9 protein-coding genes are annotated in these 10,064 nt (G+C 73.3%); 5 read left to right on the forward strand and 4 right to left on the reverse strand.

Translation table 11 applies throughout. The features are described 5' to 3' along the window. Nucleotides 1–825 (reverse strand): DUF1206 domain-containing protein (locus AB0917_RS31655; protein WP_366823146.1); only part of this gene is annotated, 825 nt, incomplete at its 3' end. A gap of 94 nt (nucleotides 826–919) precedes the next feature. On the opposite strand from AB0917_RS31655, the gene AB0917_RS31660 reads away from it, so the two are divergent. Together AB0917_RS31660 and AB0917_RS31665 are read left to right on the forward strand one after the other, a co-directional pair. Further along, on the forward strand, nucleotides 920–1,435 hold the full coding sequence (locus AB0917_RS31660; RefSeq protein WP_366823147.1) for a MarR family winged helix-turn-helix transcriptional regulator: 516 nt from the start codon (nucleotides 920–922) through the stop codon (nucleotides 1,433–1,435). Nucleotides 1,436–1,555: 120 nt separating this feature from the next. Next, nucleotides 1,556–3,703, forward strand: coding sequence for an MMPL family transporter (locus AB0917_RS31665; protein ID WP_366823148.1), 2,148 nt, complete (start codon nucleotides 1,556–1,558; stop codon nucleotides 3,701–3,703). Between the two features lie 75 nt (nucleotides 3,704–3,778). Here AB0917_RS31665 and AB0917_RS31670 read toward each other — a convergent pair whose 3' ends face one another. Then, nucleotides 3,779–4,309: a DoxX family membrane protein gene (locus tag AB0917_RS31670; protein WP_366823149.1), complete on the reverse strand. Its 531-nt coding sequence runs from the start codon at nucleotides 4,307–4,309 to the stop codon at nucleotides 3,779–3,781. A gap of 203 nt (nucleotides 4,310–4,512) precedes the next feature. Here AB0917_RS31670 and AB0917_RS31675 point away from each other — a divergent pair, with 203 nt between their 5' ends. Both AB0917_RS31675 and AB0917_RS31680 read left to right on the forward strand, forming a co-directional pair. After that, the gene (locus AB0917_RS31675; protein WP_366823150.1) at nucleotides 4,513–6,528 is read left to right on the forward strand and encodes an NADPH-dependent 2,4-dienoyl-CoA reductase; all 2,016 of its coding nucleotides are present in this window, start codon (nucleotides 4,513–4,515) and stop codon (nucleotides 6,526–6,528) included. A gap of 140 nt (nucleotides 6,529–6,668) precedes the next feature. Continuing rightward, entirely contained in the window at nucleotides 6,669–7,199 is a 531-nt protein-coding gene (locus tag AB0917_RS31680) for a PadR family transcriptional regulator (RefSeq protein WP_366823152.1), read from the forward strand. 42 nt (nucleotides 7,200–7,241) lie between these two features. On the opposite strand, the gene AB0917_RS31685 is transcribed toward AB0917_RS31680, so the two are convergent. Together AB0917_RS31685 and AB0917_RS31690 are read right to left on the reverse strand one after the other, a co-directional pair. Beyond that, the gene (locus AB0917_RS31685) at nucleotides 7,242–8,213 is read right to left on the reverse strand and encodes a hypothetical protein (RefSeq protein WP_366823153.1); all 972 of its coding nucleotides are present in this window, start codon (nucleotides 8,211–8,213) and stop codon (nucleotides 7,242–7,244) included. Then, nucleotides 8,210–9,172 (reverse strand): phosphatase PAP2 family protein, encoded by a 963-nt coding sequence (locus tag AB0917_RS31690; RefSeq protein WP_366823154.1) that lies wholly within the window; start codon nucleotides 9,170–9,172, stop codon nucleotides 8,210–8,212. Before AB0917_RS31690 ends, AB0917_RS31685 begins: the two co-directional genes overlap by 4 nt. Before the next feature lie 160 nt (nucleotides 9,173–9,332). Here AB0917_RS31690 and AB0917_RS31695 point away from each other — a divergent pair, with 160 nt between their 5' ends. Continuing rightward, a complete protein-coding gene (locus AB0917_RS31695; RefSeq protein ID WP_366823155.1) occupies nucleotides 9,333–9,971 on the forward strand; it encodes a TetR/AcrR family transcriptional regulator in 639 nt (212 codons plus the stop codon). Nucleotides 9,972–10,064: the final 93 nt, after the last annotated feature.

The following is a 10,064-nucleotide window of genomic DNA, read 5'->3' on the forward strand; positions in this document are numbered from 1 at the left end:
GGCGTTGAACCAGGAGAAGACACCGAAGGCGACCAGGCCGAGGGCGATGACCACCAGGAGCCACGGGCCGGCGGGGGTCTCGGTGAAGGAGCGCAGGGTGTCGTCCATCCCCTTGGACCGACCGGGCTCGTGCTCGACCGCGGCGGCCACGGCGAACCCGCCCGCCGTGGCGAAGACGGCGCCGCGCGCCGAGCCGCCGAAGACGCCGACGAAGTCGAGCGCGCGGCGCACCTGCCGCGACATCTGCGACATCTTCAGGTGCTTGTGGTACTTCCGCATGATGGCGCGGACCGCGATCCAGACGCCGGCACAGGCGACGGCGACGCCCCCGATGCCGACGATCCACTGCCCCCCGGGCCAGCCCAGCGCCTTGGCGGTGATGTCCTGGGACCGCTGGTCGGACGATCCGCCGCCGCTGCCCGAGTCGCCCGCGGCGAAGGACAGGACGGAGAAGGCGACGAAGCTGTAGAAGACGGAGCGTCCCGCGGCCATGGCCCGCTTGGAGGGCTTGCCGCCGTCGGGGCCCGCCTGGCCGAAGAAGGCCTCGGAGAGCCTCCAGAGCGCCATGCCCACCAGGGCGATGCCCAGCAGCCACAGCACGACCTTGCCGAAGGGCTTCTCGGCGATCTCGGCTATCGCGCCGCCGCGGTCCGCCTGCTTGCCTCCGCCGCCGGAGAACGCGATCCGCAGGGCGAGCGCGCCCACGAGGACGTAGATCACCCCACGGGCCCCGAACCCGGCACGGGCCCCGGCCTCCATCGCGGTGCTGTTGGCGGCTCGTCTGGCCTGTCCGCGCCCCTGTGCTGCTACCGAACGGGTATTCATGACATGCCGGTTGCCCCGGCCCGGCGGATCAACTCCTGCCGGATCGGTGACGGCCGGGCACCGGCCGTGGGCACCGGTTCTATACGCTGAGTACGTGACCAGCGCTGACAGCCGACAGACCCCGGGCGGCGCCTCGGACCCCGAGGCGGCCCCGGACCCCGCAGCCGCCGCCGGTCTCCAGGCCCTCGCGGTCGAACTGCGCCGGATGAACGGCGAGATCAACCGGATGACCCACGGTTTCGCGGCACACCAGCGGCTGCACCCCACGGACGTCTCCGCGCTGGCGGCCATTCTCGACGCCCCCGCTCCCCTGACACCGGGTGCGCTGCGCGAGCACCTGGGGCTCACCTCGGGCGCGGTGACCGCCTGCCTGGACCGCCTGGAGCGGGCCGGTCACATCCGGCGGGCCCGTGAGAGCACCGACCGCCGGGTGGTGCACATCCACTACGAACCGAGCGCCCGGATGGCCGCCCGCGACTACTTCATGCCGCTCGCCGAGGCCACCGCCCGAGCCAGGGCACGCTTCGGCGAGGCGGAGCTCACGACCGTCCTGCGCTTCCTCGCGGCCATGAACGAGGAGTTGTCCCAGGCCCCTCCGGCCCGTCACTGAGACCTCTCGACGCGCCCCTTCGACAGGGCCCGTCGCCTCTCCCCCGTGAGCGCTCCGCTAATGTATTTCAACAATTGAGATTGTTTTCCATTGAGGTACTCCTCGCACCCCGGGAGAGGCATGTTCACCCCTGCACGGTCGGCCCGCTGGCTGATCCCTGTCGTCCTGCTGATCGCCTGGCTCGGTATCGGCGGCGGGCTCGGTCCGTACGCGGGCAAGCTCGGCGAGGTCGCCACCAACGACCAGGCGTCCTTCCTGCCCCAGAACGCCGAATCCACTCAGGTCATCGAAGCGCAGAGGGCGTTCCAGCAGAACGAGACCCTCCCGGTCATCCTCGTATGGACGTCGAAGGACGAGGGCGCACCGGTGAGCGAGGCCCAGCGGGAGGCCGCCACCAGCGCACTCGCCTCGCTCGCGGGCGCCGAGGGTGTCGTCGGGAAGGCGTCCCCCGCGCTGCCCTCCGAGGACGGCCTCGCGCTCCAGGGCATCGTGCAGCTGAGCCCCGGCCTCGGGGACGAGCTGCCGACGGTGCTGGAGGAGGTCGGGAAGGCCGGTGCGGCCGTGCCGGGCACGACGGTGCGGCTCGCGGGTCCGGCCGCCAGTCAGGCCGACCTGTCCGACGCCTTCGCGGGCATCGACGGACTGCTCCTCGGGGTCGCGCTGATCACCGTGCTGGTCATCCTGCTGCTGGTCTACCGCAGTGTGCTGCTGCCCTTCCTCATCATCCTGGGCGCGGTGTTCGCCCTGGGGCTGGCCTGCGCGATCGTCTACGTGCTCGCCGACCACGACATCGTGCGGGTGGACGGCCAGGTGCAGGGCATCCTGTCGATCCTGGTGATCGGCGCCGCGACGGACTACGCGCTGCTGCTCACGGCCCGGTTCCGGGAGGAACTCGCCGCCCAGGGCGACCGGTTCGCCGCGATGCGTACCGCGCTGCGTGAGTCCTTCGGCCCGATCACGGCCAGCGCCGCGACGGTGGCCGTGGGCCTGCTCGCCCTGCTGCTCAGCGACCTCACCAACAACCGGGCGCTCGGCCCGGTCGGCGCGATCGGCATCGTCTGCTCGGTCCTGAGCGCCCTCACCTTCCTGCCCGCCGCCCTGGTGCTGCTGGGCCGCAGGGCGTACTGGCCGGCGAAGCCCCGGCCGGCCGAGGACGGGACCGGCGGCCACGGCATCTGGAGCAAGGTCGCCGCGCTGGTCGACCGGGCTCCCCGCAAGGTCTGGGCGATCACGCTGGCGGCCCTGATCACGTGTGCCGCCTTCGCCCCCACGCTCACCTCCAAGGGCGTGCCGCTCGACGAGATCTTCGTCAACGACGCCCCGTCCGTGGCCGCCCAGGAGACGCTGGGCGAGCACTTCCCCGGCGGCTCCGGCAATCCGGTGGTGATCATCGCGGCGGCGGACAGACTGACCGAGGTGAGCGAAGCCGCGACCCGTACCGACGGGGTGGCCTCGGTCGCGCCGGTGAGCGAGGGCGGCCGGCCCGGCGGCGAACCCCTGATCGTCGACGGCAAGGTCCGGATCGACGCGACTCTCAAGGACGCGGCCGACAGCGACAACGCCAAGGAGACGGTGGCCGCCCTGCGCGAGGCGGTGCACACGGTGCCGGACTCGGACGCCCTGGTCGGCGGCTACACGGCCCAGCAGTACGACACCCAGCGCACGGCCGAGGACGACCGCACGCTGATCGTGCCGGTGGTGCTGGCGATCATCCTGGTGATCCTGGTCTTCCTGCTGCGATCCCTGCTGATGCCGGTCCTGCTGGTGACCACGGTGGCGCTGAACTTCCTGGCCACGCTGGGCATTTCCTCGCTGGTGTTCACCCATGTGTTCGGCTTCAGCGGTACGGATTCCTCGGTGCCGCTGTACGGGTTCGTCTTCCTGGTCGCCCTCGGCGTCGACTACAACATCTTCCTGATGTCCCGGGTCCGCGAGGAGTCGCTGCGGCACGGCACCCGGGAGGGCATCCTGCGCGGGCTGACCACGACGGGCGGGGTCATCACGTCGGCCGGTGTCGTCCTGGCGGCCACGTTCGCCGCGCTGAGCGTCATCCCGCTGGCGTTCCTCGTCCAGATCGCCTTCATCGTCGCCTTCGGTGTCCTGCTGGACACCCTGGTCGTCCGCTCGCTCCTGGTCCCGGCGCTGGTCCGGGACATCGGGCCGAAGTCCTGGTGGCCGGGGGCGCTGAGCCGCGAGAGCGCGGACGGCCCGCGCGCGGCGGCGTCGGGGGCGGCCTCCGGGGCGGAGCCGGGGGCCGGGGGCCGGTAGGCGCACCGGCCCGTACGACGGAAAGGGCCGTACGACGGAGAGGCCCGGCCCGCCGTCGTACGGGCGCGGGCCCTCTCAGTCGAACGTCTCCTGCGGCTCCTGCGACTTGTCCTTGGCGCGCTTGCCGACCACCGCGGCGGCGGCGACCGCACTGCCCGCGAAGGCGAGCGCGACCACCCAGGGCCGGTCGAAGATGTGGCAGGTGACGTGGTCCACGGAGTAGCTGCCGGGGCCGGTGAGGCCGATGGCGGCGGCGGTGAAGCCGAGGAACGCCGGGTACTCGTAGCCGCCGCCCTGGGCGAAGAAGCCCGCCGGGGCGTGCACGGCCACCGCGCCGGCCATCGCCCCGGCGGCCGCGGCACCGGCGGCGGGGGTGGCGAGCCCGAGGGCGAGCAGCACACCGCCGCCCGCCTCACCGAGCCCGGCGGCCACGGCACTGTGCTTGGGCGGATGGAAGCCCATGGCCTCCATCGCGGCCGTGGTGCCCTGGATACCTCCGCCGCCGAACCAGCCGGCCAGTTTCTGGCTGCCGTGGGCGGCTAGCACCGCACCGGTGCCGACGCGCAGGGCGAGCAGGCCGAGATCACGCCGGTTGACGCAGACCATGGGGACTCCCGGGGTGAGGGGATGCGCTGTGGGTCCCACTCTCGTCGGCCGGTGCCGGGCGGGCCCGGCCGAGTACGCCGTACGGGGCACGGGCCCGGCGCCACAAGGCCCGGGGTGCGACGCAGATCATTATGCAACTTGTTGCACAAGGCGGCGGCCGTGGTCTACAACTGACGCGACGACCCCGTGCGGAGGAGACCCGGATGAGCCTGTACCCGACCTTGCTGAGCCCGCTGGACCTCGGGTTCACCACCCTCCCCAACCGGGTGCTCATGGGGTCGATGCACACCGGCCTGGAGGAGGCCGAGCGCGGCTTCGAGCGGATGGCGGCCTTCTACGCGGAGCGCGCCCGGGGCGGCGTCGGCCTCATCGTCACCGGCGGCATCGCCCCCAGCGAGCGGGCCTGTTCCTTCCCCGGCGGGGCGAAGATGACGACCGGGGCGGAGGCGGAGCAGCACCGGGAGATCACCTCGGCGGTGCACGCGGCGGGCGGCCGGATCGCGATGCAGATCCTGCACTTCGGGCGGTACGCGCACCACCCGGAGCTGGTGGCGCCGAGCGCGCTCAAGGCCCCCATCAGCGGGTTCACCCCGAACGCCCTGACCGGCGCCGAGGTCGAGGAGACCATCGAGGAGTTCGTCCGGGCGGCCGAGCTGGCACAGCGCGCCGGCTACGACGGCGTCGAGATCATGGGCTCCGAGGGCTACCTGATCAACGAGTTCATCGTCTCCGCGACCAACCACCGCACCGACCGCTGGGGCGGCAGTTACGAGAACCGCATCCGGTTCCCCGTGGAGATCGTGCGCCGGGTCCGCGAGCGGGTCGGCAGCGACTTCATCCTGATCTACCGGCTCTCCATGCTGGACCTGGTGCCGGGCGGCTCGACGCTGGAGGAGGTCGTGGCGCTGGCGAAGGAGATCGAGGCGGCGGGCGCGACCATCATCAACACCGGCATCGGCTGGCACGAGGCGCGCATCCCCACCATCGCCACCTCCGTGCCGCGCGCCGCCTTCACCTGGGTGACCGAGAAGGTGCGCGGAGCCGTGGCCGTACCGCTGGCGACGAGCAACCGCATCAACACCCCCGAGGTCGCCGAGGAGGTCCTCGCCTCGGGCCGGGCCGACATGGTCTCGATGGCCAGGCCCTTCCTCGCCGACCCGGAGTTCGTCGCCAAGGCGGCCGCGGGCCGGGCGGACGCGATCAACACCTGCATCGGGTGCAACCAGGCGTGCCTGGACCACGTCTTCAGCCTTCAGATCACCTCCTGCCTGGTCAATCCGCGCGCCTGCCACGAGACCGAGCTGGTCCTGAGCCCCACCCGGGCCCGCAAACGCGTCGCCGTGGTCGGCGCCGGTCCGGCGGGCCTCGCGTGCTCGGTCACGGCGGCCGAGCGGGGCCACGCGGTGACCCTGTTCGACGCGGCGGACGAGATCGGCGGTCAGCTGAACGTGGCCCGCCGGGTGCCGGGCAAGGAGGAGTTCGACGAGACGCTGCGCTACTTCCGTACGCGCCTGGCCGAGCTGGACGTCGAGCTGCGCCTGTCCACCCGGTCGGACGCCGGGACGCTGACCGGCTTCGACGAGGTCGTGCTCGCGACCGGCGTCGAGCCGCGTACCCCCGCGATCCCCGGCACGGACCACCCGAGCGTGGTCAGCTACCTGGACGTGCTGCGCGACGGGGCTCCGGTCGGCGACCGGGTCGCGGTCGTGGGGGCGGGCGGCATCGGCTTCGACGTCGCGGAGTTCCTCACCGACGGCGGCGACGGGGCGAGCCTGGACGCGGAGACGTTCTTCCGCCAGTGGGGCGTGGACACCGCCTACGCGGAGCGCGGCGGCCTGCGCGCCCCCGAGCGCCCCAGGACACCCCGTACCGTCCACCTGATCCAGCGCAAGGCCACCAAGGTCGGCGCGGGTCTCGGGAAGACGACGGGCTGGATACACCGGACCGAACTGCGCCACCGGGGCGTCGAGATGATCGCGGGCGCCTCCTACGACCTCATCGACGACCAGGGCCTCCACCTCACCGTCGACGGCGAGCGGCGGGTGCTGCCGGTCGACACGGTGGTGCTCTGCGCGGGCCAGGAACCGCGCCGCGAGCTGTACGAGGAGCTACGCGCGGCGGGCGGCCCGGTCCACCTGATCGGCGGCGCGGACATGGCGGCCGAGCTGGACGCGAAGCGCGCGATCCACCAGGGCACGGAGCTGGCCGCGACGCTGTGAGCCCTCATCCCGCGCCGCTGCGAGCCCCGGTCCGGCCCATCTGTCAGCCCCGGTCCGGCGGGGCTGTGCGGCCCTCGCGCCGCGCAGCCGTGAGCCCTCGTCCTGCGGCCCGGTGAACCCTCGTCCCTAGGATGCACGTCATGTCACTGCCGCACGCGATTCTCACCGCTCTGCTGGAGAAGCCGTCCTCGGGCCTGGAGCTGACCCGCAGGTTCGACCGGTCGATCGGCTACTTCTGGTCCTCCACGCACCAGCAGATCTATCGCGAGCTGGGAAAACTGGAGCAGGCGCAACGGATCAGGGCGCTGCCCGCGGCGGCGCCGGCCCGGGGGCAGAAGAAGGAGTACGAGGTGCTGCCCGCGGGCCGCGAGGAGCTGGCGGCCTGGGTGGCGCTCCCCGAGGACCCGCGCCCGGTCCGCGATCCGCTGCTCCTGCGGATGCGCGCGGCGGCGGTCGTCGGGGCGAACGGGATGGGGGCGGAGCTGCGCCGCCATCTGGCGCTGCACGAGCGGCAGTTGGCGGAGTACCGGGAGATCGAGGAGCGGGACTTCACCCCCGCGCCCCGGGCCGACGCCGACCGGCTGCGCCATCTGGTGCTGCGGGGCGGTATCGACCTGGAGACGTTCTGGGTCGGCTGGCTGACCCGCGCCATCAGCGACCTGGACGGCTGACCGTCACGGGGCCGTGCGCCGCACTTCGCCGGTGGCCGGACTTCACGGGTGGGTCCGACCGCCCGCCCGTACGGTGAGGGGTTCCGCGCCGAGCGGCGTACCGTCCGTGCGCCGGGGGCTGCCGATGACGACCCTGGACCGAACCGGGTCCGCCGGAGCGGGGGCCGCTTCGCCCGGGGTCGTGCCGGCACGCGCCTGGGCCCGGCTGAGCAGGACCACCCCGCGTACGGCGGCCGCCGTACCGAGCAGCGCCAGGGCCAGGCTGAGCGGGCCGCCCCGGAGGCGTTCGCCGAGGAGGGCCAGGCCGATCGCGGCGGCGGCGACCGGGTTGGCCAGGGTGACGACGGCGAGGGGCGCGCCGAGGCCGCCCCGGTAGGCCCTCTGGGAGAGCAGCAGGCCGCCCATCGCGAAGGCGGAGACCAGCAGCGCCACCGTCAGCAGCCGCCAGCTGAACAGCGGGCCGCCGGAGTGGTCGGTGACGGCGACGGTGAGGGTCTGGGTGAGCGCGGAGGCGACGCCCGAGGTGATGCCGGAGGCCGCCGCGTGCCGCAGCCCCGGGCGGGCCCCCGGCCGGCTGAGCCCGGCGACGACCGCCATGGTGGCCGCGCCGACGCCGAGGGCCTCGGGAAGGGTGAGGGTCTCGTGCGGGGCGGATCCGCCCGCGGTCAGGAGCAGCGCGCCGAGGCCGAGCAGGGTGAGGACCGTGCCACGCCACTCGACGCGCCCGACGCGGCGCCCCGCGGCGCGCGCACCGAGCGGGACGGCGGCGACGAGCGTGAGCGCGCCGAGCGGCTGGACCAGGGTGAGCGGGCCGTAGTTGAGCGCGGCGACATGGAGCAGCGCTCCCCCGGCGTTGAGGCCGACGGCCGACCACCAGGCGCCCCGGCCGAGCAGCCGCAGGACTCCGGTGGAGGGCTCCGTACGCCCGGCCAGCCGGGACTGGGCCACGGCGGCGGCCGCGTAGGCGCCGGCGGAGACGAGGGAGAGCGCGACGGCGATGAGCGTGGCGTTCATCGGCCGGCTCCGGTCCCCACGGGGGTCCGTGCGGGAACCGCGGTGTCGGCGGATGTGGCCGCCGTACCGGACGTGGCCGCCGTATCGGAGACGTACGCCCCCGCCCCCGTCGCCGCACCGACACCGGCACCCGTACCCGAGGTCGAGGCCGCGTACGCCGGGGCGTGCGCGCCTCCGCCGGGCACCGCCCCGTCACCCGGCGCCCACGGCGGGCGCGCCGGTACGTTCCGGGCCGGAAGCGGCAGGCGCAGCACGGCGAGCGCCACCGCCAGCAGCGCCACGACCACGATCGCGTCGAGCCAGTAGTGGTTGGCGGTGCCCACGACGACGAGCAGGGTGATCGCCGGGTGCAGCAGCCAGAGCCAACGCCACCGGGAGCGGGTGGCGACGATCAGGCCGACGGCCACCATCACGGCCCAGCCGACGTGCAGCGAGGGCATCGCGGCGAACTGGTTCGCCATCGTGTCGGTCGCGGGCGTCGCCCCGTACACCGTCGGCCCGTAGACCTGGCCGGTGTCCACGAGCCCGGCGGCCGGGAGCATCCGGGGCGGGGCGAGCGGGAAGAGCAGGTGGAGCACGAGGGCCGCGCCGGTGAGCACGGCGAGGACGCGCCGTGACCAGAGGTAGTGGTGCGGGCGGCGCAGGTAGAGCCAGACCAGGAAGAACGCCGTGGCGGGGAAGTGCACGGTGGCGTAATAGGTGTTCGCCGCGTGGATCAGCGTCTGGCTGTGGAGCAGCACGCCCTGGACGGCACCCTCGCCCGGGAGGTTCAGGGCGCGTTCGAGGTCCCAGACGTTCCCGGCGTTGCCGAACGCCTCCTCGACATGGCCGTTGGCCGCCCGGCGGCCGAACTTGTAGGCCAGGAAGAGTCCGGCCACGAGAAGGAACTCGCGGACGAGGGGCGGGCGGGCACGTATGTCCGGCTCCTGGTCCGTGGGCTCGGTGCGGGCGTACGTCACCCGGTGCCCCCTTGGATGCGAAGCGGTATCAGGACGGCACGGTCCACTCCGTGCCGAATCGATACGCCAGTGTACCGATACGTTGGCGTATCGGTACACATGCGTATCGGTACACTGGCGTATCGAGAGCCTCGCCGCACCGCCGCAGGAGGGACAGCCCATGCCGTCGCCGGATTCCGTACCTTCCGTACCGGAGTCAGCCCCCGCCTCCCGCCGGTCGAAGATCACACCGGAGCGGGCACAGGAGCTCTACACGGCGGTGCTGGACCTGTTGCGGGAGGGCGGTTACGAGTCGCTGACCATGGAGGGCGTCGCCGCCCGCACCCGGTGCGGCAAGTCGACGCTGTACCGGCAGTGGGGCTCCAAGCCCGAGCTGGTCGTCGCCGCGCTGCACGGCACGCGGCGGATGGCGCTCTCGCACATCGACACCGGCACGCTCGCCGGGGACCTGCGCGAGGCGGCTCGGGCGATCGGCGAGAGCTCGGGCCGCGACACCCCTCTGATGCACGCGCTCAGCCATGCGGCGCTCCAGAGCCCGGAGCTGCTGCGCGCCCTGCGCGAGGCGCTGATCGCGCCGGAGGTCGCGGCGATCGACGCGATGGTCCGGCGGGGCCTGGAGCGCGGCGAGATCGCGGCGGACCTGCCGGGCGCGGAGTACGTGGCGGCCCAGCTGCTCGGCGTGATGCGCGCCCGGCCGCTGCTGGAGGGCCGTTACGCGGACGCGGCGTACCTTTGCAGGTTCGTCGAGAAGGCGATCCTGCCCGGACTCGGACTCACGGCGGGCGCGCCGGAGTCCTGACAGACCTGGCCCCGGACGCACCCGAGCCCCGACCGACACGGGCCCCGGGTGCGCCTGGGCCCGACAGACGTGGACCGTCCGTCCCAGCGGATG

The sequence above is a fragment of the Streptomyces sp. NPDC007346 genome (assembly GCF_040703535.1).
In the GTDB taxonomy this organism is placed as follows: Bacteria; Actinomycetota; Actinomycetes; order Streptomycetales; family Streptomycetaceae; genus Streptomyces.

Bases quoted from the DNA above. Each gene is read 5' to 3' on its own strand.
- AB0917_RS31665 (WP_366823148.1), top strand. From the start codon at position 1,556: ATGTTCACCCCTGCACGGTCGGCCCGCTGGCTGATCCCTGTCGTCCTG.
- AB0917_RS31670 (WP_366823149.1), bottom strand. From the start codon at position 4,309: ATGGTCTGCGTCAACCGGCGTGATCTCGGCCTGCTCGCCCTGCGCGTC.
- AB0917_RS31675 (WP_366823150.1), top strand. From the start codon at position 4,513: ATGAGCCTGTACCCGACCTTGCTGAGCCCGCTGGACCTCGGGTTCACC.
- AB0917_RS31680 (WP_366823152.1), top strand. From the start codon at position 6,669: ATGTCACTGCCGCACGCGATTCTCACCGCTCTGCTGGAGAAGCCGTCC.
- AB0917_RS31685 (WP_366823153.1), bottom strand. From the start codon at position 8,213: ATGAACGCCACGCTCATCGCCGTCGCGCTCTCCCTCGTCTCCGCCGGC.
- AB0917_RS31695 (WP_366823155.1), top strand. From the start codon at position 9,333: ATGCCGTCGCCGGATTCCGTACCTTCCGTACCGGAGTCAGCCCCCGCC.